This is a genomic window from Clostridium thermarum (assembly GCF_006351925.1).
Taxonomy (GTDB): domain Bacteria; phylum Bacillota; class Clostridia; order Clostridiales; family Clostridiaceae; genus Clostridium_AU; species Clostridium_AU thermarum.
Map to the genome: position 1 here is coordinate 833653 of NZ_CP040924.1, position 23951 is coordinate 857603.

Consider the following 23951-nt stretch of genomic DNA (forward strand, 5'->3'; position numbering starts at 1 on the left):
AAAACTATAATAATAGTATTATGTTAATCAAATATTAAGTATTTACGGTGAGAGGTATACTATGAAGTATATAATGAACTATATTATTTCTGTTTTTATCGGGGCAGCTATCGGATACATAACTAATTGGCTGGCAATAAAGATGTTGTTTAGGCCGCATAAAGAAATAAAGATTCTGGGAAAAAGATTACCCTTCACACCCGGTCTTATACCAAAAGAAAGGTATAGAATATCAGCCAGTGTTGGAAAGACCATAGGAGAGCATCTTCTGACCAAAGAGACCCTGGTAGAAGCCCTTGCCAATGAAAAGATGGATAACCATATAAAAAAGTGGATTAGCGAAAAGGTACGAGCGATAAAAAATAACAGTACTTCTTTAAAGGAACTGTTGAAAAACACTCTTGGGGACAGGTATCATGGGCTCATAGAAAATATAAACTCACGGGCTGTGGCGAAAATTAGGGAAATTGTCTTAACCTCAGCCAGCAGAGAAAATTTTGAAATTGTGCTTAAGGAGTTTATAGGCAAAGTCTGCAGGGTGCCTATGGAATATATTACCAGCAGTGCTTATTTATCTCAAACTAAGGAATTTACCATAGAGAAATTAAAAAAGCTAAGAGACTCTGATAGTTTCAGAAATAAGTTAAAAGGATACATAGAAAATGGAATAGAAAGTCTTGAGAATTCAGATAAGACTATAAAGGATGTAATACCGGAAGGTATTACTGCTTCACTAAAGGTCTATGTATACAGTTCAAGAAAAGATATTTGTGACACAATACATGAGATGCTGAAGCAGCCCTCAGTCAGTGAGAGGTTAAAGAGTGCTATCTCCTCCATGATAAATACAAATCTAAATCCTCTGGTGGCAGCCTTTATAAAGGTTGATGGGGTTTATGCCAAGCTGATAGGGGCCTTGGAAGAATACTTTAAAGAAGATGAAAATCAAAGAAATATAGCTCTTTTAATAAATGATGGAATAGATAAGCTTACCAATGAGAAAATAACTGAACTTTTCAAAAAGGTTTCTGTGGAGGACAGGACAATAGTGACAGAGGGACTAGTGACTTTACTCTCTGAAAAGGTGCTCGCTGATGCCTTCATAGAAAAGATATTCAGGGAATTAGAGCAGTCCACTTCAAAATATACAACCTTAGACGAATTACTTTCAACTATTAATGACAACTATGTGAATTTATCCTCTGAATTTATTTTAAAGAAATTAGTTGAATTTGCTGAAGGAGAAAGATTTTGTGACCTGTTGGAGAGTCTATTATCAAAGCTTATAGAGGAACTGTTAAAGGTATCTCCTGCTCAGCTCATAGGTGAAGAAGTGGATGTAGTGATTGATATTGCAACTGAAGCTTGGGAAGGTATATTTAATAAATTCCTGGAGAAAGATGCTTTAGCTGTCATTGAAGCTATGGATATACCAAAGATAGTGGAAGATCGTATAAATTCCTTTGACGTTGCATTCGCAGAAGAAATAATAATATCCATAGCAAAACGAGAACTCAACGCCATAACCTGGCTAGGAGCACTTTTGGGTGCTATAATGGGAATCCTATCACCTCTTTTATCAGCACTATACAGATAGTGAAATAAAAAAGAAAATTCTTGACTATGAATATATATATGTGCTTTATAGAGTGTGTATTTTTATACAAACAAAGGTGGTACTGCGGAGTTTACCCCTCGTCCTTGTTTATACAAGGACGAGGGGCTTTTGTGTTAAATTCAGCTTTCTGCAGAATTCTCCAAATGCATCATATACAAGAAAATAGGCTATGCCTTAAATTTTAGTTACATTTGTAGCCTGTTCGCCCTTTTCACCTTCGGTAAGATCAAAACGTACTTTTTGACCTTCCTCTAGGGATTTAAAGCCGTTACTTATAATACTTGAATAATGAACAAACACATCCTTGCCCTCATCAGTAGTTATAAAACCAAATCCCTTTTGTGCATTGAACCATTTAACTGTACCTTCCATTGTGAAAAACCTCCTAAAAATAAAAAAATGCGTGGGCTATAATTATTGCCCAATTATAGTTTAACTAAAATTGAGATAATTATACTTTAAGAAGAATTACTTCAGGAGGAAAATTACTGTTTAGACTTTTTCTTCTTTCTGCTTAAGGAAATTCCACCAAATCCGCTGATTATTGCTATGTAAAATCCAAAGTCATACCACCAACCGGTATTTATTGTCTCATAAATTCTCAGCTTGCTGTTAAATAGTGATCCTACCAAGGATATAGGCGCAATCCAACCATGCCAGATACCGGATAAAAAGTTCGCCGGATCAGATGAACTGTAACTACCGTCACCGGGAATACAACCTGTAAACAATATACTTACCATTAAAATGCACATCATTAGTAACAGGATTTTTTTAAATCTTTTCAAATTAGTCACTCCTTACTTTTATTTGTAATTATACTATATTTATGATTGCAATAGCTACCCAAATTCGGTTTAAATGAAAATTGAGAAGTAATAAATTTTAACACGGAATCCACGGAGAACAGGTGGAACACGAAAAAGGGGGGGGACTTAGAGAGTTGCTTTGTATTAGTCATCATTAAAAATGATTATTTCGACTGAACTTCAGATATACGAGCGCATACCTTATTGTTTTGGAGAACAATTGATGAACAGGTTTTAATTGCTCATCAACACATTCCTAAAACAGAGCCATATACTTCTTTCCATTAAGTCTTGTTTTTCCACAATGGTTAAGGTATCATAGTTACCAAGAAAATCAATCGGGGTGGTATTATGAAGCTTAATATATTTGATTCTCATGCTCATTACGATGATGGTGATTTTAACGAAGATAGGGAACAGGTAATAAAGGAAATTCAAGAGGCCGGTGTTGTAGGAGTACTGAACTGCGGATCAACTATTGAAGGTGCTAGAATGTCCCTAAAACTGGCAGAAAAATATGATATATTCTATGCAGCAGTAGGTATACATCCTGAACATGCAGATCAGCTTGATGAAGCTGTTTTTGAAGAGATAAAAGCCATGGCTAAGCACCAAAAGGTAAAGGCTATTGGTGAAATAGGTCTTGATTATTATTGGGAAGAAAACCCGCCAAGAGAAGTTCAGCAAAGCACTTTCAGAAAACAGATGGCTTTAGCGGAGGAGCTAGGCTTGCCAGTGGTAATACATGACAGGGAAGCCCATGAGGATACCTTAAAGATTATTAAAGAATTTCCAAAGGTTAAAGGGGTACTCCACTGCTTTTCAGGAAGTGTTGAATTTGCAAAGCAGTGTCTTAAGGAAGGGTATTATATAGGCATAACCGGTGTGGTAACCTTTAAGAATGCAAAAAAAATAGTTGAGGTTGTTAAGGAAGTACCTATGGATCGGTTGCTTGTGGAAACAGATTGTCCGTATATGGCTCCTACACCTTATAGGGGAAAGAGAAACCGTTCTGACTACATACTCTACATTCTGGAAGAAATGGCTAAAATAAAGGGTGTTACAGTAGAGGAAATGTGCTATAAGACTAGAGAAAATATTGGGGACTTGCTAAATTTGTAATTATAGTGTAGAATAAAACAGTGCTATTTGAAGTTGGTAATTCATGTTAAATTAAAACAACATGTTTATAAATGGAAAAATTGGCATATAATTAGATGTAGCCATTTTTTACCGGGTTATGATTTATCCCACTGTATATGAGACTGTGAAATGTAATTAGGCATCATACAATTTATTATAATTTTTATGCACAGGGTGCATTAGAAACAGTCGAATTACAGACAGAAGCGACATTTAGAGTTTTGAGTTTGAAGTGCTTCTGTAAAAAGGGAGGAAAAGTTTCATGGAAAAGCTAAGCAAGAATCTAAAGAGGTTTTTTGCCATTGGCTCCAAATCTACTTTCATGTTAGTACTGTTAATTATTGGTTGTGTAACAGTACTGTATAACATGAGAAAGAATGTTACAGTTATAATTGACGGAGAAGAAGCAAATATAATAACTTACACTTCCAGTGTTGAAAAAACATTGGAAAGAAACAACATAACTGTAGGGCCAAAGGATAAAATCCAACCCGGTTTAGACAGCGAGGTTAAAGATGGAGATAAAATAATAATAAAGAGAGCTGTAAATGTAAATGTTGCAGTAGATGGAAAAACACTGCAGATTGCTACCGCAGAATCCAGCATTGAAGATATGCTGTTGGCTGAAGGTATCACTGTAAGTGACTATGACAGAGTGTCTCCGTTAAAGACTCAGTCCATCACCGATGGTATGAATATTACCATCACACGAGTAACCTCTGAGATAGTTAAGGATGTTCAAACCATTGACTATGCTACAGAGATAAGAAAGGACAACAATCTTGCCAGCAATGTTACAAAGGTTGTGCAGGAAGGTGAGCCTGGAGAAAGAGAAATTACTACCAGGGTAGTTTACGAAGATGGAAAAGAAGTAGCCAGAACCGTTATTAGTGATGCAATTACAAAACAGCCGGTTCAGAAGGTATTACTTCAAGGTACTTTAGGAGTGCTGAATGTATCTCGTGGTGGTGAACAGGTTCTTTACAGAAAAGCAATTAGAGTTAAGGCTACAGCATATTGTCCTTGTTACGAATGTACAGGAAAACACAGGACGAGCGATGGGTATGCTATAACGGCTACAGGAACAATTGCTAAACGAGACCCAAATGGATACAGCACTATTGCTGTGGACCCCAATGTTATTCCCCTAGGAACAAAGGTATATGTTGAAGGTTATGGATTTGCCATAACCGAGGATGTTGGTGGAGCTATAAAAGGCAGCAAAATTGATGTCTATTTTGATACACATAGCGAAGCCATGAAGTGGGGAGTAAAATACAAAAATGTATACATCTTAAAATAGAAGCCTAAGGGCTTCTATTTTATTATGGACTTATAGATTGCATTATTAAGCAATTTAGGAAATAATAAAAATGTACATATATAGACATACTGAATTAGATAACTTGGAGGAAAAGTAAGTGAAATGATAAAGGAAGTTATAATAGTTGAAGGAAGGGACGATGTTGCTGCGGTAAAGCGGGCTGTGGACGCAGAAGTTATAGCAGTAGGTGGATTTGGTATTAATGAAAAAATCATAAGCAAGATTCGGGAAGCCCAGGACAGGCAGGGAGTTATCATCCTTACAGACCCGGATTTTGCCGGTGATAAGATAAGAAAAATCATTGCCAAAAGAGTTGAAGGCGTGAAGCATGCCTACATTTCAAGAAAGGAAGGTACTAAGGATGGAGATGTAGGGGTGGAAAACGCTTCACCAAAGGCAATTATTGAAGCCTTGGAAAATGCACATTGTGAAACCAAGGAAAAGAGGACTGAGTTCACAATGCAGGATCTGTTTTATTTTAAGTTGACCGGTACCAAGGAAGCCGGAGAAAGAAGGGCAAAGCTGGGTAAAATATTAGGTATAGGCTATGGCAATGCTGTGGCATTTCTATCGAGACTAAATAACTTTGGAATAACAAAAGAAGAATTTGTTAAGGCTATAAAAAAGATAGAAGAATAAATATGAGTATGGAGATTGATAGGATGGATAATTACAATACCAAGGATATAGTCAGAAAGTATGGCTTTAAATTCACTAAAAGTTTGGGACAGAATTTTTTAATAGATGATTCAGTTTTAGAAGATATAGTTGAAGGGGCTGAAATTTGTAAAGATGACTTTGTAATTGAAATTGGACCGGGCGTAGGCACATTAACCAGAGAATTGCTTAAGAAGGCAAAGAAGGTATGTGCTATAGAATTGGACTCAGACTTAATACCGATTTTGCAGAATGAGTTAAAGGATTTTGATAACTTTATCCTTATAAATAAGGATGCTTTGAAGGTGGATTTCAATGAGTTAATCGGAGAAGAAAACAGTGTCAAGTTGGTAGCTAATCTGCCTTATTACGTAACAACACCCATAATATTAAAGTTGTTAACAGGGGGATATCCCTTTAAATCCTTGACCATTATGATTCAGAAGGAAGTAGCGGAACGTATAGATGCTGTTCCCGGAGGAAAGGATTATGGTTCCCTTACACTGCTTGTGCAATACTACTGCAACACCAGGATTATCAGAAAAGTAGCTCCCAGCAGCTTTATTCCTCAGCCTAAGGTAGAATCAATGGTAATAAACCTGGAAAGATTGGAGACACCAAGGGTTAAGGTTAAGGATGAGAAACTGTTCTTTGATTTGATAAGGGATTCCTTTAATATGAGAAGAAAGACCCTTTCTAATGCCCTTAAAAACGTAAAACTCAGTAAGGAGGATATAACAAAGGCTTTTGAAATAGCGGGAATCGATCCGAGAAGAAGGGGAGAAACTCTATCCATTGGGGAATTTGCAAGGTTGGCAGATGCCATTAAGGACTTACAATAAAATTTTGGCTTAGTGGTCACTTTTTCTGATGTGCTTCATATATTATATTGAATAAATATAATGGAGGTACATTAGGGTGGCACAGAAAAAAGTCTATAGTAGATATTTTATCATATTACAACAGGACCAGAACGGATATTCTGAATCTCCAGATAAGTTGCCTTCCGGTTATACTAAGCTGGAGACAAAAAATGATAAGTGTAAGGTTACTTATTATGTACAAAACCTAAAAAAGGACTTTGAGCCCTATTATATGGTTTTGATTTGTAGTAAGAAAGACGCAAAAAAGTTAATTAAACTGGGAATAATGAACATAGATGAGCATGGAAGGGCAGAGGTAACATATGAGTATAATACGGGCAATATAGCGGGAAGCGGGTTAGACTTAGACCTGGTAACCGGCGCTGCTGTGGTTAAACAGGATGAAAATGGCATCATCTCTGTCATGAGTGGTTTTGTGACTTCAGATGCTCCTGCAGATTGGAGAAACTTTGAAATATATGATGAAAGCAGGAACGAACACAAAGCTTCTGCGGAGGATGAAGCAACAGACAGTCAGGGCGTGAAAAATGAAGACACAGAGAAGAAAATAGTTGAAGTCAGCAATGTTGCTGATGTAGCTGAAAACATTGAGTCACATACAGCTATTTTTGATGAATATGAAGATAAAATAGAGGAAATACGTCAGGAAAAGTTAAAGCTTCAGGTGGAGCAAAAAGCAGAAAATAGTGATAAACCCCCAGTACAATCTGACCAAGAAAGCCCTGCTGAGACTGAAGAAGAAGCGGATTTTACTTTTAATGGGCAGGATATTAGAAAAGAGCGTGAAGAGACAGTTAAGGAAGTTGAGTATCCAATAGGAACAGTTGGAGAATTCTTCAGATTAGTGGCTGAGGACTTTGAGGAAGTTAAGAATATCTGTAACGAAATTAAAAAGTGCAGATGGTATAGGGTAAAGGTTAATGGCTTGCAAGATCTCTGCAACGTTTCTGACTATAACAAGTATACAATAGTTTATTATCCTATGATAAGCTACTATCCCTATATTAAGAATCATGGACACTACTTATTGGGCTACAAATATGATGATGCAGGTAAAATGAAATATATTGTGTATGGAATACCGGGCACCAGAGATATAAAGGATCAGCCCTTTGGTGGTAAATCAGGCTTTGTAACCTGGGTATCGGAAAATAATTTAGATACAAGGGGACAGGAATTCGGTTACTGGTTAATGTTCTATGATTTCAGAACCTCAACTATTGTTATACCTGTAAAGAAACCTTAAAACTCATAGGTTATATTTTCCCAGAAGTTTTAATATAATTTAGCATTAATACTTTTAGGGAGAGAATATGAGGAATGAAGGTAATTGTATTAAATAGGAAACGACTAGGCGTAACAATCATCATTATTGGTCTTATGCTAGTGCTGATGGGGGCTGAAATACGGCTCAGCAACAGACTAAAAATGACGGCCTTGATGCAAAGCGGCTTAGAGACTTTGAAGCAATTTGACATTGATAACAGCAATCTGGCATATAAGCTTCCGAGTACATGGGAAAATACCGTGGAGGATTTAGGTGGGGGAGAAATTTTATACCATAGTAGTTTTATTTCAAAAGAAGCTGATATCTATGGCTTTGCAGAGTTGTGGAAATTAAGGCAAATGGACCTGAAAACTTTCATTGAAAACAGTAAGGGAAGCGGATTTAAGCCGGACAGGGTAAGTGAGTATAAATATAAACCCGTGGAAGTAAAAGGCGAGCCGGCATATCTGTTGACCTACAATGCCATAACTCCCAGCGGAAACAATATTAAAGCCTATGAATATTTTATAGATCAAGGTGATACATTCTTTAGAATGGCTTTTTATGTAAATAAAGATAACTTTAGAGAAAATATGCCAACTATTTTTGAAGCTATAGTAAATAACTTTGAAAAGAAGTAGTTCAATTATGTTTGATAAATTATACTAATAGTATTATAATTTTATTTATAGTATAGAGAAGCTTAATGCTTCTCTTTTTAATTATAATAATGCGGTTCAAGCTTCAGGCAGATAATTTAAAGTATAACCTAAAGAAAGGAGAGAGCTGTCACCAAACAGCCCTTATATATGAAAGTGAGATTAAAGCAGTTAACCATTTTAACTTTAACCTTAATAATGCTTACAGCCTCAATAGGCTGCAGTAAGATTGAGCAATTAAAACTAAAGGTTGGACTAAAGAATAATGACTTTGAGTATATTAAAGACAATAAGGCGGACAAAATTATTATACAGAGTACCAGGGACAAGGGATTTAGATTTATTGTTACCGATAAGAGGACCATTCGAGAACTTTATGAAATACTATCCTCTGCGAAAAAAGTGGAGCAAAAGTCTTCCTTAGAGCCGGACTATATCTTTGAAATACATGAAGGCGGGACAATACATACATTTAACTATATAACCGGAATAGATAAAAATGATTATGGAAATTTATACAATCAAGAAAATACTTACATAGTATCCAAAAGAATAGACTATGACATAATAAAAAATCTCTGGAACTATAGAGCTCCCAGGGAGTTTAAAACTACTTACTATGGCTCCATAATCTCCTTTCTTGAGCAATATGGCGGCAATATTACGAAAAACAGCAGCAATGTGGGTATTGACTTGTCACAGGATATTGAGGCTGCCAAGTATATGTTATCCTTGGAGATTGAGGAGTTTAAGGAAAATCTGGCTGAAACAATGACCACTGCAAAGCTAGTAGAAAAAAATAGCGATCAATTCGATGTATTGGTGACTATAAAGACCCAAGGCTATAAAACCACGGTTTACAAAGCAATAATGACGGTATATGATAAAAAGGACAACAGTGAAACAAAATACTACATCAATAATGTCCATGAAAATGGAGAATGGGAGATCCGGATCACTGACACAAAGCCGGATAAGTTCTAGAAAGGTTGTGAACACATGAGTAAATGTGATAATTGTGCAAGCAAGGGGAGTTGCAGTACTGTAGGAGATTCCTGCTCAAAACTCTTCCCTAAGTTTGGCAATATAAAGAGTATTATTGGAATTATAAGCGGTAAAGGCGGTGTAGGTAAATCAACGGTAACAGGACTTACTGCCCTAGAGCTTGTAAAACAAGGTTTTAGTGTGGGCGTATTAGACGCGGATATAACAGGGCCGTCCATGCCCAGATTCTTTGGGATACAAGATAAGAGAGCTCAAATACTGCCGGGTGAAAATAAAGATGAAATCAGGTTTGAGCCAGTGAGGAGCAACAGTGGAATAAAGGTAATATCCTTGAATTTACTGACTCAGGAAGAAGAACAGCCTGTAATCTGGAGAGGACCAGTAATAAATGGAGTTCTGAATCAGATGTTTTCAGATACAATCTGGGGAGAGCTGGATTATCTGCTTATAGATATGCCTCCGGGTACAGGAGACATTGCCCTCACAGTAATGCAGAGCTTTCCATTAACTTCATTAATAATTGTATCAACACCACAGGACATGGTATCCATGATTGTAAAAAAGGTTGTTATAATGGCTCAAAAGCTTAACGTGCCAATATCAGGGGTGGTAGAAAATATGTCCTATGTTAAATGCGGTAGTTGTGAAGAAAAAATAAGACTGTTCAGCAAAAAAACTGCAGAGGAACAGGCTCAGTACTTAGGTCTACCACTGATAGCAGAGTTACCCATGGATTTGGATTTAACAGAGAGCATGGAGAATGGTGAAGTAGAAAGGTATATTTTTAATACCTTTAATTATAAGAATATTATTGGTAAAATAGTATAGAATATATTTGTATGAACAAATTAATAATATAAATCTTGGAGGTGTCTGTATGAAAGCAGCAGTTGATAAGGATACTTGTATAGGATGTGGACTATGTCCATCTATTTGTCCTGAGGTTTTTGAAATGCAGGATGATGGTAAAGCTGGCACAATAGGTGATGAGGTTCCATCTGGTGCTGAAGATAGTGCAAAGGAAGCTGAAAGCAGCTGTCCAGTTAATGCTATAGCTGTAGAAGAGTAAACATAAACATACAGAAAAAAATCAAGAATGCACATACAGGATGAAAAAAGCGGGCAATGCCCGCTTTTAGCCTTCAGAAATATATATTTGACTTTATGCTGCAGAGCTGCTGGTGCCAATTAAAATCTTCTTAAGGCTTTTAATTGGTACCAAGTTTATAATTACTGCGGAGATAATTAATTCAGGCAGTAAGTATGCACCATTGTATAAGAGGGAATATATATATGGTGACATGTTATATTCCGAAGCATAGCTTCCCCAGAATATTATACCTGCCAGGTAGTGGAAAAGGAGTCTGCTACCTACTGCAGTCACGGTTCCAAGTATTTTGTTATCCTTGAAGTATCCAGCCAGACCTAAGGCCATGAAAGGAAGAGGATAATCGAAAAGTACTTGTATAGGATGCAGCACATATGGTCCCAAGATAAATTGGACAATGCCGTACAAAAATCCTGCCAGCAAGCCAATCTCCGGCCCGTGCACCATGGATAAAAGTATTATTGGTACCATGCTTGCAAGGGTCACACTGCCCCCATAAGGCATCTTTACTATTGCAATCATGCTTAGTACAGTGGAGAGTGCTATTACAATACCTATTTGAGCCATAATCCTTGTATTGATTTTTACTGACTTAATTTTTATTACAGCCAGTATAAGTACAACTACACCCATAAGTGTAATTATAGAAGTGGGATGTTTGAAAATTTCATTGAAATTTTCAGGTAAACTTTTCAAACTTTCGAAAAGCTTGTTCATAAAAATACCTCCTTTTCAAAGGAGCACTACGGGAGGAAATTTAAAAAAGCTATTACCCGTATGGATAATAGCTAAGATAAACTTCTCATCTCTGCTTCCCTACGCTGGTACTAACCAGATCAGGTTTGAGGGTTAACGAATAAAAATTCATTTCTCAGCCCGAGGCACCCCTAGCAACCAATTTATACTATTTTATTGCTAAGTTAATATTATTATATTATCTAGAAAAAGTCAACAAGCTTATCATTGCTTATAGAAGTATTGTTGATGGGTATATCCACAGTATCTCCAATCTTAACGTCCTTCGGAAGACGAGACGTTGAAACGTCAATGGTTTCCCCCGTTTCTAATGCAATAAAAGCATCGGTAATATTTTTATCCAGAACTTTACCTTTCATAAATGAATCACCTCACATATATTGTGCGGCAATTCTGTACAATTATACTTTTTGTGACCTTTTCCTTCAGTTTCGAAAATAGCTTATGCTATTGTGAAGTATTCATTTGCCCTTTCAGTCTGTTTTCCATTAGCTTAACGATAGCTAGCGCTATTATTCCGCCAGCCAAGGCTGTGATAAACTGATTTATTCCCATTAGCTTGGTGGCGGCTTTTTCTGCTTGCTGAGCCAGGCTTAGCAGCTGCAGGAGGGCTTTTACTCCGAAGAAAATTACGCAAAATTTCAGAAAAGCAGCACAGATTACAGAAATCAAGTCAGTGAGCAACATTTCACGTTTAATAAGCTTACGTCCAAAATGAAATACAATAATGAAGGTAATATTGCCCAAGGCTATAACGGGAATTATTGGGCCTAGGGGTTGAGGAAGCTGTCCAAGGGACCAAGCCAGTACCGGAGTCAGCATTGCTACTAGTACAGACCAGCCTAAGCCATTCATTATAAGACAAACTATAAAGATAGTGTTCACCATTGGACCCACAAAGAACTGGCTTAATATGGGATAGGCTCTACCTATGGTTTGAAAAACAATTGCCAAAGCAAGCAAAAGAGAGGTTCTAGTAAGTTTTCTAATATCCATTTTCATGTTACATCACTCCTATTTTATTTCTAGTTTTAAATTATTATCAGCAATATGCCACCAGGTTTTACCGGGCGTAAGAGCTATGGCATTACCTTTTTCGTCTTTCAATACTGTTGGTGATTTATCATCAGCCTTACTCCAAATTACATTAATGCACTTGCCCCCGCTTATGACATAACCGGTGCCTGCACCTGCCAGCTTTATATCTAGTCGTCCGTAATCATCAAGAATCTTTATATCTGTAGTTTGGATTACTATGTTGGAAGCGGTTAATTCTTTACCGTTGGACTTATCTGTGGCAATGATGCCGTCCATATATTTATAGTATAGGCCATCCTTGTAGCTGTAGGAAGTGCTGTAGTACGGGCTTAGCTTTAAGTCTACATTTTCTGCTGAGGCAAGACTTTTATTCCAGGAATCCATATTAAATATCAGAGAAGAAGCTGGCACTTGGATCATACTTTTATTGGTAATAAGTCTTCTTAACTTATCAGCAGAGGTATAGAGATTATGAGGGGCCTTTCGGCTGTCATCTCTCCAATAGTAACCACCATAGCTGAATTCATTCATACTCATAAGTTTCTCATCTTTTATAATGTCCAAGGCTTCTGCACTGCCGCCACAGTGGCCAAAAGGCAGGTTATATTCCTTGGCAAGGGTTAGAAAATAAGGTCTGGCACTTCTGACTGGACCGATTTCCTTTGGCGAAGAGGAATGAAAAACAGCAATGAATCTGGGGATTCCTCCTTCAGCCATAGTTTCATAAATAATGTCTGCTTCCGATAACCCGGATTGTGGACGTGAAGCCCTTGAGTTTTCGATAATAACCATAAAAGGTATGTTCTCACGTGTTTCCTTTGAAATTTCTTCTCCTGTATAGGGGGATAGATACTTGGGGAGTTTTTCCATTTCCTTCTCGTGTGGTGGAGCAGTTGAAGGAGTAGGAGTCGGCTGTGCCTCTTTTTGGCTTATTACCGGAGCTGCAGTTTCAGACTCTTCTCTATCTCCCAGGGCTAAATATCCAACTATAGAGCCCACAATAAGTAACGAAACTGTTGTAAGGAGTCTAATACCCATATTCCGTCCTCGTCTTGTCTTGTTATTCATCAACAAACCTCCAGTCTTGCAGCTAATCTTTAACTTGCACATTGAGTATATAAAAAGTATACCACAACTGTATTTATATGTAAAAGATATAAAATTATGAAAGTTACCAATGTCAACAGTAATATGAATATAAAAAACGGTAAAATAAGGAGGTATTTTGAAGTAATATGTTGTAGCTGAATAGAAAGGAATATTTTCAAATTGCCAATATTTTTTTAGTAGAGTATAATAGCAAAGTACTATATATTGTGTAATGGGGGTTAGTGATATGCTACATGTTGTGAAGAGGGACGGAAGACAGGCAGACTTCAATTCCATCAAAATCACAGAAGCTATAAAAGGTGCTGCACAAGAGATAGCTTTTCAATTAAAAGAAAGTGAAGCCATTGATTTAACACAGAAGGTTATCAAAAAGCTTGAGGATTTAGAATGTGAAGATGTATCAGTGGAACAGATTCAAAATCTTGTAGAAGAGACATTAATTGAAAACGGCTTCATAGAAATAGGGAATGCATATTCAAATTACAGAAAAGAAAGAACCAAGATAAGAGAAATTAAATCTGACTTAATGAAAGCCATCAAACAAATTGGGGTAGAAACAGATAGAGATAACGCTAATGTAGGAAACAACTTTAGTTCAAAATTGCTGAGAATCGCTAGTGAGTCTAACAAGTGGCATAACCTTGCATCCATGCCAAAGCATCTGGCAAAGGCCCATGAAAACGGAGATGTATACTACCATGATCTAGATAGCTACAATTTGACCACAAATTGTTTACATATACCAACCAGAGAGATACTGGAAAGAGGCTTTAATACCGGCTATGGTACAATTAACAAACCTAAGAGAATTGAATCTGCTGCAGAGCTATCCTGTATATTGCTGCAATCAACTCAAAACGATATGTTCGGAGGCCAGTCTCATCCGGATTTTGATAATGATATGGGGATATTCGTAGAGCCTACCAGACAGGAAATAAGGAAAGAACTTGAGGAATTAGGGCTTACAGAAGAACAGATATCAGTTCAAATCCATAAGAAGTTAAGAAAAACAGTAGCTCAGGCCATGCAGGGAATTGTATATAACCTGAACACAATGCATTCCAGAGCAGGGTCGCAGGTACCCTTTTCATCAATTAACATAGGAATACCGGAAACTGCAGATGCAGCCCTGGTATGTGAGATATTCCTTCTTGAATATGAAAAAGGATTGGGAAAAGGAGAGCAGCCTATATTTCCAAACATCATATTCAGAGTGAAGGAAGGGGTAAACAGAGAGAAGGAAGACCCTTACTACTATTTATATGAGCTGGCTTGTAGGGTAGCTGCAAAGAGAATGAATCCAACATTTATGAATCTGGATTCAGATTTTAACAAAGCTTATTACGAAAAAGGTATACTGCCTGCAACCATGGGCTGTAGAACCTATGTTATATCAAATATAAACGGAGAACAGGGCACAAAGGGAAGAGGAAATATAGCACCGGCCACAATAAACTTGCCAAGACTGGGTATTCTGGCAAAAGGTGATATAGATAAATTCTTTGAACTACTGGATAACAGATTGGAGTTATCAAGAGAAGCTTTGATGCATAGATATGGAATATTAAAGAAACTAAAAGTAAAGGACCTACCTTTCGTTGCAGGTCAGGGACTGATGAAGGGGTCAGAAAATCTTTCACCGGAGGATTCAATTGAGCCCATATTAAAACAGGGAACTTGGTCCATAGGTTTCATTGGCTTGGCAGAAACTTTAACTGCCTTAATAGGAAAACATCATGCAGAGGATGAAAGTGCAAGAGAATTAGGTTTGAGAATAATAACTCACATAAGAAATTACACTGATAAAATTACCCAGGAAGATAAGCTGAACTGGAGTACCTATGCAACACCCGCAGAGGGCCTAAGCGGAAGATTTATACTTCAGGATAGAAAGATATTTGGTATGCTACCTGGGGTTACTGATAAGGACTATTACACAAACAGCTACCACGTTCCCGTTGGTTTTCCAATATCAATAAAGGATAAGATTGATATTGAGGCTCCCTTCCACAAGCTATGTAATGCCGGTCACATCACTTACATAGAATTGGATGACATGCCTACCGGCGATGTAATCATGGACATTTTAGACTATGCTTACAAGCATACAAATATAAGCTATATGGGGATTAACTTCCATATAAGATACTGCAGAGAGTGCGGAACATATTTGAACGTCTCACAAAGCAAGTGCCCAAAGTGCGGAAGTCATAATTTACAAGGAGTATCAAGGGTTACCGGTTACCTGAGCTTAGATGAAAGATTTGGTGCCGGCAAGCAGGCAGAGAGAGCAGACAGAATCTCTCACGTCACCAAAAAACATACTTACTAAGAAGGTGAAGGATTATGGAAGAAAAGGTATATGTAAGATTATCCGGCATCGCCTACGAAAGTTTAGTAAATGGCCCCGGTATAAGGAGAGTGCTTTTTTCTCAAGGCTGCAGACATAACTGCAAGGGCTGCTTCAATCCGGATACCCATTGCTTTGATGGAGGAAAGACCTTTTGTGCTGATGATCTGGTAGCAGATATATTGAAAAATCCAATGCTTAAGGGAGTGACCTTCAGTGGCGGAGACCCCCTAGAGCAGGCAGATAAATTTGCATATATAGCAGCAAAGCTAAAGGAAAAGGGACTAAATATATGGTCCTATACTGGATATACCTTTGAGTACATAAGAGAAAATGCCCATAAGTATAAGGGCTGGGAGGAATTTCTAAACAGTATAGATGTACTGGTGGATGGAAGATTTGAGCAGGATAACAGGCCGGAAGGTCTAAAATATAGGGGCTCAGCCAATCAAAGAATAATAGATGTGAAAAATAGTCTCAAATATGGTAAGGTACTTACGCTGGATTACTAAAAGGGAGCCCAAGGGCTCCCTTTGTTAATAGTTGAGTATTAAATATTCATTTATTAAGTGGTATAATTGAAAGTGAAGAAACATATAATGCAGATTAACTATACGGGCTGGTGATAATATTGAGTGAAAACAAAATTAAACATAGAGTAAAACCAAAAAATAAACCTAAAATTAAAAAAGGAAGACTTTTTGTTATTGCATTAGGTATTTCTGCTTTATTTGTTGGACTAATTGGAAGATTGATATATTTAATGGGCTTTGAGGGAGTAGAATACAGGCTTATTGCCCTGAAGCGCCAGATAAAAAACATAGAAATTGCTCCTCAGAGGGGCACTATTGTAGATAGAAATGGATCTGAACTGGCTACAAGTTTAAAAGTGTATAGAATAGATGCGGATTTAAGTGTACTTAAATCCTATCTTGAGAAGGCCAAGCTTTCTGAAGAGGCTGTTACTGAGGATTTGGCAGATATTCTAGACATGGACAAGGCTAAAATGAAAAAGATAATGGATAGCAAGGACAGTAATGGGGAACCGCTTCAATTTGTATCTCTTAAACGCATGGCAGAAATGGATACTGTAGAAAAAGTAAAGGCACTTAAGCTGAAGGGAATCATAATCTCTGATGATATAAAGAGGTTCTATCCCAACGAAAGCTTCCTTGCCAATGTGTTAGGGCACATAAATATGAATGGAGACCCGGTAACCGGGATAGAGTTAAGTTATAATCAGGAACTAACCGGAATGCCGGGGGTAAAAGTTGTTGAAACCGATGCTGTTAACAACAGCTTGCCATATACTGAGTCCGTAGTGATAGAACCTATTAATGGAAAGAGTATCATGCTAACCATAGATGAAAGAATACAGGAACTGGCTGAGAGGGTGGCTAAGAAAACTCTTGAAGATAACAAAGCCGCTTCTGTCAGAATAACCATAATGGACCCCAAGACTGGTGAAGTATTGGCCATGGTAAACTATCCAAGTTATGATCCTAATAATCCTAATGCTGGTGCAGATACGGACCAGGATATACAGGAATTGTGGAAGAATAGAGCTATAAGTGATGTATTTGAGCCGGGGTCTATATTTAAAGTAATAACTGCAGCCGCAGCTCTACATAATCATTCTTTAGAAGGAGGTAAAGAATTTTATTGTAGTGGCAGCATAACTGTAGCAGGTATAACTCTTTATTGTGATAAGAGAGAGGGACACGGCTTACAGGACATTTCTGATATAATCAAAAACTCCTGCAACGTAGGTTTTGTTCAATTAGCGGAAAAGATCGGTAAGGAAAATCTATATAATTATTTAAAGCTCATGGGCTTTAGCACCAAGACCGGTGTAGACTTGCCTGGAGAAAGCGCTGGTGTGGTAAGAAGTCTTGATAATATTGGACCTGTTGACATAGCTACCATAGCTTATGGACATGGATTAGCTGTAACTCAACTACAGTATCTGGCAGCCTTTAATGCCGTTGCCAATGGAGGTACTTGGATTAGACCTCATCTTATGAAAGAAGTGTATCATTACCAAAATGGAGAAAAAGTTGTTGACAAGCAGTATGACAACTATGATGTGAGAACTGTACTGAGTAAAGATCAAGCAGCAGAACTTAGAACCTATATGGAAAAGGTAGTAAAAGAGGGAACTTCCACAGCTACAGATATTCCTGGCTATAGAATTGCCGGAAAGACCGGAACAGCCAGCAAGGTTGATACAGTTACCGGAGGATACCTGGAGGGTAAATATATATCCTCCTTTGCAGGAATGGCTCCTGCAGATGATCCAAAAGTTACACTGATAGTAACTATAGAAGAACCAGACCCGGAAAAGTACTACGCTTCCTTGACAGCAGTTCCAGCTGCAAGACAGCTCTTTGAGGAACTCTTTACAATTATGGGCATCTACCCTAGCTATCCGGAGGAAGTTGGGAAGGAAGCCGCCAAACAGCAAACAAAACTGGATTAATTAGTGATTAGTAATGAGCAATGAGTAATTAAGGATGAAATTCAGCCATTTGGCTGAATTTCTTTAATTAAAAAATCATCATGCAATTTGCATGATGATTTTAAAATATTAGAGATTTTTGGAAACGTAAGTGGAGAAAAATCCACCGAAATTATTCATTATACATTACTCATTACTAATTAGAATAAAGCGTTTTTAGGTGTTCTTGGGAATGGAATTACGTCTCTGATATTACTCATACCTGTGATGTACATTATTATTCTTTCAAAGCCCAGACCGAAGCCGGCATGTTTTGTTCCGCCGTACTTTCTCAGCTCTAAGTACCACCAGTAATCCTCTTTCTTAAGACCTAGTTCATCCATTCTTCTTTCCAATACTTCAAGTCTTTCCTCTCTTTGGCTTCCTCCGATTATTTCACCTACACCTGGTACTAAGAGGTCAGTAGCCGCAACTGTCTTATTATCATCATTCAATCTCATATAGAAGGCCTTTATATCCTTTGGATAATCTGTTACGAATACCGGCTTTTTAAATATCTTTTCTGTTAGGTATCTTTCATGTTCTGTCTGTAAGTCAGCACCCCATTCTACAGGATAGGAGAACTGTTCTCCGGAATTTTTTAATAATTCTATTGCTTCAGTGTAAGTAACACGGGCAAAGTCTGAAGAAACTACGTTGTTTAATCTTTCTAAAAGCTCTTTATCTATAAACTGATTGAAGAATTGCATTTCTTCTGGAGCATTTTCCATAACATAATTAATTATATATTTGATCATATCTTCTGCCAGTCGCATATCATCCTGCAAGTCTGCAAAGGCCATTTCAGGCTCAATCATCCAGAACTCTGCAGCATGTCTTGTAGTATTTGAATTTTCAGCTCTAAAAGTTGGTCCAAAGGTGTAAACATTTCTGAAAGCTAGGGCATAAGCTTCTGCTGCCAACTGACCGCTTACAGTAAGGTTAGTTTCTTTTCCGAAAAAGTCTTCTTCAAAGTCGATGGTTCCTTCTTTAGTTCTTGGAGCGTTATTTAAATCCAGAGTGGTAACTCTGAACATTTCACCAGCACCCTCACAATCACTACCTGTTATGATGGGTGTGTGTGTATATATAAAGCCTCTTTCCTGGAAAAACTTATGTATAGCATAAGCTGCTAAAGAACGCACTCTAAATACTGCTGAGAAGGTATTGCTTCTTGGTCTGAGATGAGCAATTTCTCTTAGGAACTCAAAGCTGTGTCTCTTCTTCTGCAGAGGATAATCCGGTGTAGAGAGACCTTCAATAACTACAGCATCTGCCTGGATTTCAAATGGCTGCTTTGCCTGTGGGGTTGCCACTAACTTTCCCGTAACTTTTATTGAAGAACTTACATTTAACTTAGATATCTCTTTAAAGTTTTCTAGCTTCTGCTCAAATACAATCTGAATGTTCTTAATAAAACTTCCGTCGTTTAACTCTATAAAGCCAAAAGCATTGGAGGCTCTCAGAGTTCTCACCCATCCGGAAACAGTAACGGTCTTATCTATGTAAGCTTCGGTGTTTCTGTATAACTCCTTCACTAAAATGTTTTCCATGTTAAAAGTACCATCCTTTCAGTTTTTAATCCGATAATTAAAAGTATAACGCAAAATATGTAATTTGCAAGTTTTTTTAGCATTTATAAAGACTAAAGTGACTTATATGCTCATAAATTAGTATGTATAAAAGTATAACAATTATATAGGGGGTACTAAATGGACCAAATTAAAAATTTTGGCACTATTTTTATCAGTTTAATTCTAGAAGGATTTCCGTTTTTGATATTGGGAGCCCTTGTTTCATCCATCATACAATTAAAAATATCAGAGGATACTATAAGCAGACTCCGGTTCAGAAGCAGGTTTCTATCTCATCTGGCTATGGCAGTGGCCGGGATTTTTTTTCCCGTATGTGAATGCGCTATCATTCCAATCGTCAGAAGGTTAGTGAAAAAGGGAATGCCAATAGGGATGGCAATTACCTTTATGACTGCAGTGCCTATAGTAAACCCGGTGGTATTTATGTCTACATACTACGGTTTTTTGGGATATCCACATATGCCCTTTCTAAGGTTTATTCTGGGGATTATCTGCTCTATGATCATTGGTTTCTTAGCTGGAGAACTCACCGGTAAAAATCCGCTGAAGGATGAAATACATCACTATCACCACACACATGAACACTGTGGCCATCATCATGATTGTGTTGGTCATCATGAAGAAGGTATCATAAAGAGAATAGTAGGACATGTAAGTGAGGAATTCTATGAAATAGGACGTTTTTTCATAATTGGAGCCTTGCTGTCCTCCATATTTCAATCCTTCATACCAAGAGAAACCGTGTTAAGCATCGCAGAAGGAAGAGTGAGCTCTATCATAACAATGATGCTCATAGCCTTCCTGTTGTCTATTTGCTCTGAAACAGATGCCTTCATAGGTAGAACCTTCTTTAATCAATTCACGGGAAGCTCGGTATTGGCTTTTTTAATCTTTGGGCCAATGATAGACATAAAGAATGCAATAATGCTGCTATCCAATTTTAAACTGAATTTTGTAATAAAGCTCATATTTGTGATAACCTCCATCTGCTTCCTAGCTGCCGTCACACTGTCGTTACTGCCCTATGGTTTATAAGGAGGTGAAGTAGTTATGAAGAGATTAAATCTAGATGCAGCTGTATGGTCTGCGGTACTATTTCTCTTGCTATATACCTTCACCAGAATGATTTACAACGGTGATATCAGAAATTTCATACATCCTGAAATGGTAAAATACTCAATATTTGGAGCAGCTGCTATTGCAGTAATGCTGATATATAATTTTATTAATATATTTAAGGCTGGCTACAGTGAAGAGATAAAATACGGATATATTCTATTCTTAATACCTGTGGTAATCTATTTGTTTTTTAAACCTACAGAACTCAGTGAAAGTTCAGCTATTAACAGAGGCGTTAATTTAATGTTTTATAAATCCCTAAGTACCGGGGAACATCACCATGACCACTCACATTCCCATGGTGATGGCAATATGCTTATGGAGAATGACCATATAATATTCAACAACGATAACTTTTTTACTACTATAAAAGAAATATACGGACACCTGGAGGACTATAAAGATAAGTCCGTAATAATAAAAGGCTTTGTTGTAAAGGAAAAAGATATATGGGATAGTTTCCTGCTGTCACGAATGGTAGTTTCCTGCTGTGCAGCTGATACAGAAATTATTGGTATAAGAAGTCAATACAATAAATCCTCATCCATTAAGGGGGGACAATGGGTAGAGGTAAAAGGCAGATTCAAACAAGCCTCCAAGGGAGAAGTCCCGGTTCTGGTGGTGGAGAAGGTGAAGATAATTGAAAGGCCTAAGGACAGCTATCTGTATAGGGACTAGATTTTTTCATAACAATTTTCAACTTTTCCGTTACATTGACAATGCCTGGTAGTAAGCTTATAATAACTGTATACGTTATTTAAAATGTATAGGAGGAACGAAATGTTAGACTTTTTGAAACGTAATTTTAGACTTCTGGCACCGGTTAGCGGAAAGGTGTTGGATTTGTCTACTGTTCCTGATGAAATATTTGCAGATAAAATGGTAGGAGAAGGAATAGCCATCGATTCTACAGACGATATAGTTGTTGCACCGGCAGACGGTGAAATAAGTTTAATTTTCAAGACAAATCATGCATTTGGTATGCTACTAGATAATGATGTAGAAGTTCTTGTTCATATTGGTCTGGACACTATAACCTTGGGTGGAGAAGGATTTATAAGATTAGTGGAGGAAGGTCAGAAGGTTAAAGCCGGAGATCCAATCCTGAAAGTGGATAGAAACTTTGTAAAATCCCGAAGTTGTTCTCTTATAACACCTGTATTAATAACTAACCATGACATGGTGAATTTTACTTCCTTAAATATAGGAAAGAAAGTACAGGCAGGAAATGATGTAGTTATAGAATATAAATTGAAATAACAAATTAATTGGTATATTATTTATAATAGTGATATGATTTTCATATCACTTTTTATATTAATCTGAAAGAGTGAGACTATGGAGCAATGGATAAAAGAAGATGAAACTTTAGATGACTTACAGTTAAAAGGTATACATATCATTCAAAAGAAGGAAGCCTTCAGATTCGGTGTTGATGCTGTACTGCTGGCAAATTTTGCAAAGGTTAAAAGAGGCATGAGAGTAATTGACCTTTGCAGCGGTACCGGTATTATTCCCTTTATTCTCGCGGGCAAAACTGAGGCAGCCTCCATTGTTGGTTTGGAGATACAAGAGGAAATGGTGGAAATGGCAAACAGAAGTGTAGCATATAACTCTCTGGGAGATAGGGTTAGCTTTATACAAGGGGATTTGAAGGAACAGAAATTATTAAAGAACCTTCAAAAGGCTGATGTGGTAACTGTAAATCCACCTTATAAACTGAAGGGGGCAGGTATAATAAATACTCAGGATAAAACTGCCATTGCAAGACATGAAATATTAGCAAGTTTAGAAGACGTAATTATTGCATCCCGAATCTTGTTGAAGGACAATGGCAGATTTTTTATGGTACATAGGCCGGAAAGGATGGCAGATATATTATGTACTATGAGAAAACATAAAATTGAGCCTAAAAATATCAGAATGGTTCATCCCAACACAAAAAAGGCACCTAACATCGTTCTTATAGAAGGACAGCGGGACGGTGGAGCCTTCTTGAAGTGGGAGCCGCCTCTTTATGTGTATAAGGACGAAGGTGGCTATAGTGATGAAATAGATAGAATATACGGAAGAGGGGAATAGTATGGGAATGGGAAGGTTATACATGGTGCCAACTCCCATAGGTAACCTAAAGGACATAACCTTACGGGCCTTAGAAGTCTTAAAAGAAGTTGATCTTATTGCTGCGGAGGATACCAGACAGACCTTGAAGCTGCTGAATCACTTTGAAATTAAAAAGCCTTTAATCAGCTATCATCAACATAATGAAAATCAAAAGGGTGAAGATTTAATTGAAAGGCTGAAAGCAGGGGAGAGTGTGGCCATAGTGACAGATGCCGGAACTCCGGGAATTTCTGATCCAGGCAGTGTAATAGTAAAGCGATGCATAGAGGAAGGCTTTGATTTCGAAGTCTTGCCAGGTGCTACAGCGGTGACCACAGCCTTGGTATATTCAGGCCTAGATACTACAGCCTTTATCTTTAAGGGCTTTATACCCAGAGAAAATAAAGATAGGAATAACTTAGTAGAAGATTTAAAAGACCGCAGGGAAACTATTATCTTTTATGAAGCACCCCATCGCTTGAGAGAAACTTTGAGTTTCCTCAGGGAAAGCTTTGGAAATCGAAATATAGCCATATGCAGAGAATTGACAAAACTTCATGAACAGATACTTCGCATGACTTTAGATGATGCAATAACACATTATAAGGAAAATCAACCCAGAGGAGAATATGTCCTGGTACTTCAAGGGAAAAGTGAAGAAGAAATTATTAAAGAAGAAAGAGCTCTTTGGGAGGAACTTACTATAGAAGAACACATTCTAAAGTATATAGACCAAGGCTTTAATAAAAAGGACGCCATAAAAAAAGTGGCTAAAGATAGAGGGTTGTCAAAATCAGAAGTATATGCCCACTCAATAAATATATAATTTTTCAAAAAAGTCACAATATTTTCATTGTGGCTTTTTATTATATGATTTATAATATATTCAGACACCTTTAGACAAGCATA

Annotated in this window: 25 protein-coding genes and 1 riboswitch; of the genes, 18 read left to right on the plus strand and 7 right to left on the minus strand. The window is 37.3% G+C overall.

Annotated features, from left to right (window positions below):
• Positions 1–61: 61 nt before the first annotated feature.
• Entirely contained in the window at positions 62–1597 is a 1536-nt protein-coding gene (locus tag FHY60_RS03535; RefSeq protein WP_139903521.1) for a DUF445 family protein, read from the plus strand.
• A gap of 195 nt (positions 1598–1792) precedes the next feature.
• On the opposite strand, the gene FHY60_RS03540 is transcribed toward FHY60_RS03535, so the two are convergent.
• Complete coding sequence (locus FHY60_RS03540; protein ID WP_139903523.1) at positions 1793–1990, minus strand: cold-shock protein; 198 nt, start codon at positions 1988–1990, stop codon at positions 1793–1795.
• A gap of 113 nt (positions 1991–2103) precedes the next feature.
• Positions 2104–2376, minus strand: a complete 273-nt coding sequence (locus FHY60_RS03545) for a hypothetical protein (RefSeq protein WP_139906277.1) — start codon at positions 2374–2376, stop codon at positions 2104–2106.
• 402 nt (positions 2377–2778) lie between these two features.
• Between FHY60_RS03545 and FHY60_RS03550 the strand changes: the two genes are divergently transcribed.
• The 9 genes from FHY60_RS03550 (at position 2779) to FHY60_RS03590 (ending at position 10435) form a co-directional block, all read left to right on the plus strand.
• Positions 2779–3549, plus strand: coding sequence for a TatD family hydrolase (locus FHY60_RS03550; RefSeq protein ID WP_139903524.1), 771 nt, complete (start codon positions 2779–2781; stop codon positions 3547–3549).
• 283 nt (positions 3550–3832) lie between these two features.
• Positions 3833–4873 carry a 3D domain-containing protein gene (locus tag FHY60_RS03555; protein ID WP_139903527.1) on the plus strand — a complete coding sequence of 347 codons (1041 nt, stop codon included), beginning with the start codon at positions 3833–3835 and terminating at the stop codon, positions 4871–4873.
• Between the two features lie 123 nt (positions 4874–4996).
• Positions 4997–5533, plus strand: coding sequence for a ribonuclease M5 (gene rnmV / locus FHY60_RS03560; protein ID WP_139903529.1), 537 nt, complete (start codon positions 4997–4999; stop codon positions 5531–5533).
• Positions 5534–5556: 23 nt separating this feature from the next.
• On the plus strand, positions 5557–6393 hold the full coding sequence (gene rsmA / locus FHY60_RS03565; RefSeq protein WP_423243574.1) for a 16S rRNA (adenine(1518)-N(6)/adenine(1519)-N(6))-dimethyltransferase RsmA: 837 nt from the start codon (positions 5557–5559) through the stop codon (positions 6391–6393).
• A gap of 76 nt (positions 6394–6469) precedes the next feature.
• A complete protein-coding gene (locus FHY60_RS03570) occupies positions 6470–7681 on the plus strand; it encodes a DUF7922 domain-containing protein (protein WP_139903530.1) in 1212 nt (403 codons plus the stop codon).
• 74 nt (positions 7682–7755) lie between these two features.
• A complete protein-coding gene (locus FHY60_RS03575) occupies positions 7756–8343 on the plus strand; it encodes a PsbP-related protein (protein ID WP_139903532.1) in 588 nt (195 codons plus the stop codon).
• Positions 8344–8511: 168 nt separating this feature from the next.
• Positions 8512–9345, plus strand: a complete 834-nt coding sequence (locus FHY60_RS03580; protein ID WP_139903533.1) for a YhfM domain-containing protein — start codon at positions 8512–8514, stop codon at positions 9343–9345.
• 15 nt (positions 9346–9360) lie between these two features.
• The gene (locus tag FHY60_RS03585; protein WP_139903535.1) at positions 9361–10194 is read left to right on the plus strand and encodes an Mrp/NBP35 family ATP-binding protein; all 834 of its coding nucleotides are present in this window, start codon (positions 9361–9363) and stop codon (positions 10192–10194) included.
• A gap of 49 nt (positions 10195–10243) precedes the next feature.
• Entirely contained in the window at positions 10244–10435 is a 192-nt protein-coding gene (locus FHY60_RS03590) for a ferredoxin (RefSeq protein ID WP_139903537.1), read from the plus strand.
• A 93-nt stretch (positions 10436–10528) separates the two neighbouring features.
• Here FHY60_RS03590 and thiT read toward each other — a convergent pair whose 3' ends face one another.
• The 4 genes from thiT to FHY60_RS03605 all read right to left on the minus strand — a co-directional run bounded on the left by thiT (position 10529) and on the right by FHY60_RS03605 (position 13336).
• A complete protein-coding gene (thiT, locus tag FHY60_RS03595; RefSeq protein ID WP_139903539.1) occupies positions 10529–11191 on the minus strand; it encodes an energy-coupled thiamine transporter ThiT in 663 nt (220 codons plus the stop codon).
• Positions 11192–11270: 79 nt separating this feature from the next.
• Positions 11271–11373, minus strand: a riboswitch (TPP riboswitch).
• Between the two features lie 39 nt (positions 11374–11412).
• Positions 11413–11589 carry a hypothetical protein gene (locus FHY60_RS17780; RefSeq protein WP_163215722.1) on the minus strand — a complete coding sequence of 59 codons (177 nt, stop codon included), beginning with the start codon at positions 11587–11589 and terminating at the stop codon, positions 11413–11415.
• Between the two features lie 88 nt (positions 11590–11677).
• A complete protein-coding gene (locus FHY60_RS03600) occupies positions 11678–12232 on the minus strand; it encodes an ECF transporter S component (RefSeq protein WP_139903545.1) in 555 nt (184 codons plus the stop codon).
• A 12-nt stretch (positions 12233–12244) separates the two neighbouring features.
• Positions 12245–13336, minus strand: a complete 1092-nt coding sequence (locus FHY60_RS03605; RefSeq protein WP_163215723.1) for a DUF3048 domain-containing protein — start codon at positions 13334–13336, stop codon at positions 12245–12247.
• Positions 13337–13604: 268 nt separating this feature from the next.
• Between FHY60_RS03605 and FHY60_RS03610 the strand changes: the two genes are divergently transcribed.
• From FHY60_RS03610 to FHY60_RS03620, 3 genes are all read left to right on the plus strand, one after another.
• Complete coding sequence (locus FHY60_RS03610) at positions 13605–15710, plus strand: anaerobic ribonucleoside triphosphate reductase (RefSeq protein WP_139903548.1); 2106 nt, start codon at positions 13605–13607, stop codon at positions 15708–15710.
• Positions 15711–15724: 14 nt separating this feature from the next.
• On the plus strand, positions 15725–16240 hold the full coding sequence (gene nrdG, locus FHY60_RS03615; protein ID WP_139903549.1) for an anaerobic ribonucleoside-triphosphate reductase activating protein: 516 nt from the start codon (positions 15725–15727) through the stop codon (positions 16238–16240).
• Positions 16241–16359: 119 nt separating this feature from the next.
• Positions 16360–18207 carry a peptidoglycan D,D-transpeptidase FtsI family protein gene (locus FHY60_RS03620; protein WP_139903551.1) on the plus strand — a complete coding sequence of 616 codons (1848 nt, stop codon included), beginning with the start codon at positions 16360–16362 and terminating at the stop codon, positions 18205–18207.
• A 179-nt stretch (positions 18208–18386) separates the two neighbouring features.
• Here the strand turns inward: FHY60_RS03620 and asnS are convergent, their stop codons facing one another.
• Positions 18387–19778 (minus strand): asparagine--tRNA ligase, encoded by a 1392-nt coding sequence (asnS, locus tag FHY60_RS03625; RefSeq protein WP_139903553.1) that lies wholly within the window; start codon positions 19776–19778, stop codon positions 18387–18389.
• 159 nt (positions 19779–19937) lie between these two features.
• On the opposite strand from asnS, the gene FHY60_RS03630 reads away from it, so the two are divergent.
• The 5 genes from FHY60_RS03630 (at position 19938) to rsmI (ending at position 23868) form a co-directional block, all read left to right on the plus strand.
• Positions 19938–20855, plus strand: a complete 918-nt coding sequence (locus FHY60_RS03630) for a permease (RefSeq protein WP_139903555.1) — start codon at positions 19938–19940, stop codon at positions 20853–20855.
• Between the two features lie 15 nt (positions 20856–20870).
• Entirely contained in the window at positions 20871–21617 is a 747-nt protein-coding gene (locus tag FHY60_RS03635) for a TIGR03943 family putative permease subunit (protein WP_139903556.1), read from the plus strand.
• Between the two features lie 102 nt (positions 21618–21719).
• Positions 21720–22199, plus strand: coding sequence for a PTS sugar transporter subunit IIA (locus FHY60_RS03640; protein ID WP_139903558.1), 480 nt, complete (start codon positions 21720–21722; stop codon positions 22197–22199).
• 78 nt (positions 22200–22277) lie between these two features.
• Positions 22278–23021 carry a tRNA1(Val) (adenine(37)-N6)-methyltransferase gene (locus tag FHY60_RS03645; RefSeq protein ID WP_139903560.1) on the plus strand — a complete coding sequence of 248 codons (744 nt, stop codon included), beginning with the start codon at positions 22278–22280 and terminating at the stop codon, positions 23019–23021.
• Position 23022: 1 nt separating this feature from the next.
• A complete protein-coding gene (rsmI, locus tag FHY60_RS03650) occupies positions 23023–23868 on the plus strand; it encodes a 16S rRNA (cytidine(1402)-2'-O)-methyltransferase (RefSeq protein ID WP_139903562.1) in 846 nt (281 codons plus the stop codon).
• The last annotated feature ends 83 nt before the right edge of the window (positions 23869–23951 follow it).

Bases quoted from the DNA above. Each gene is read 5' to 3' on its own strand.
- FHY60_RS03645 (WP_139903560.1), top strand. From the start codon at position 22,278: ATGGAGCAATGGATAAAAGAAGATGAAACTTTAGATGACTTACAGTTA.
- FHY60_RS17780 (WP_163215722.1), bottom strand. From the start codon at position 11,589: ATGAAAGGTAAAGTTCTGGATAAAAATATTACCGATGCTTTTATTGCA.
- FHY60_RS03535 (WP_139903521.1), top strand. From the start codon at position 62: ATGAAGTATATAATGAACTATATTATTTCTGTTTTTATCGGGGCAGCT.
- FHY60_RS03635 (WP_139903556.1), top strand. From the start codon at position 20,871: ATGAAGAGATTAAATCTAGATGCAGCTGTATGGTCTGCGGTACTATTT.
- FHY60_RS03605 (WP_163215723.1), bottom strand. From the start codon at position 13,336: ATGAATAACAAGACAAGACGAGGACGGAATATGGGTATTAGACTCCTT.
- rnmV (WP_139903529.1), top strand. From the start codon at position 4,997: ATGATAAAGGAAGTTATAATAGTTGAAGGAAGGGACGATGTTGCTGCG.
- rsmA (WP_423243574.1), top strand. From the start codon at position 5,557: ATGGATAATTACAATACCAAGGATATAGTCAGAAAGTATGGCTTTAAA.
- thiT (WP_139903539.1), bottom strand. From the start codon at position 11,191: ATGAACAAGCTTTTCGAAAGTTTGAAAAGTTTACCTGAAAATTTCAAT.
- FHY60_RS03640 (WP_139903558.1), top strand. From the start codon at position 21,720: ATGTTAGACTTTTTGAAACGTAATTTTAGACTTCTGGCACCGGTTAGC.
- FHY60_RS03555 (WP_139903527.1), top strand. From the start codon at position 3,833: ATGGAAAAGCTAAGCAAGAATCTAAAGAGGTTTTTTGCCATTGGCTCC.
- FHY60_RS03540 (WP_139903523.1), bottom strand. From the start codon at position 1,990: ATGGAAGGTACAGTTAAATGGTTCAATGCACAAAAGGGATTTGGTTTT.
- FHY60_RS03580 (WP_139903533.1), top strand. From the start codon at position 8,512: ATGAAAGTGAGATTAAAGCAGTTAACCATTTTAACTTTAACCTTAATA.
- FHY60_RS03630 (WP_139903555.1), top strand. From the start codon at position 19,938: ATGGACCAAATTAAAAATTTTGGCACTATTTTTATCAGTTTAATTCTA.
- asnS (WP_139903553.1), bottom strand. From the start codon at position 19,778: ATGGAAAACATTTTAGTGAAGGAGTTATACAGAAACACCGAAGCTTAC.
- FHY60_RS03600 (WP_139903545.1), bottom strand. From the start codon at position 12,232: ATGAAAATGGATATTAGAAAACTTACTAGAACCTCTCTTTTGCTTGCT.
- FHY60_RS03585 (WP_139903535.1), top strand. From the start codon at position 9,361: ATGAGTAAATGTGATAATTGTGCAAGCAAGGGGAGTTGCAGTACTGTA.
- nrdG (WP_139903549.1), top strand. From the start codon at position 15,725: ATGGAAGAAAAGGTATATGTAAGATTATCCGGCATCGCCTACGAAAGT.
- rsmI (WP_139903562.1), top strand. From the start codon at position 23,023: ATGGGAATGGGAAGGTTATACATGGTGCCAACTCCCATAGGTAACCTA.
- FHY60_RS03610 (WP_139903548.1), top strand. From the start codon at position 13,605: ATGCTACATGTTGTGAAGAGGGACGGAAGACAGGCAGACTTCAATTCC.
- FHY60_RS03550 (WP_139903524.1), top strand. From the start codon at position 2,779: ATGAAGCTTAATATATTTGATTCTCATGCTCATTACGATGATGGTGAT.
- FHY60_RS03575 (WP_139903532.1), top strand. From the start codon at position 7,756: ATGAAGGTAATTGTATTAAATAGGAAACGACTAGGCGTAACAATCATC.
- FHY60_RS03545 (WP_139906277.1), bottom strand. From the start codon at position 2,376: ATGATGTGCATTTTAATGGTAAGTATATTGTTTACAGGTTGTATTCCC.
- FHY60_RS03590 (WP_139903537.1), top strand. From the start codon at position 10,244: ATGAAAGCAGCAGTTGATAAGGATACTTGTATAGGATGTGGACTATGT.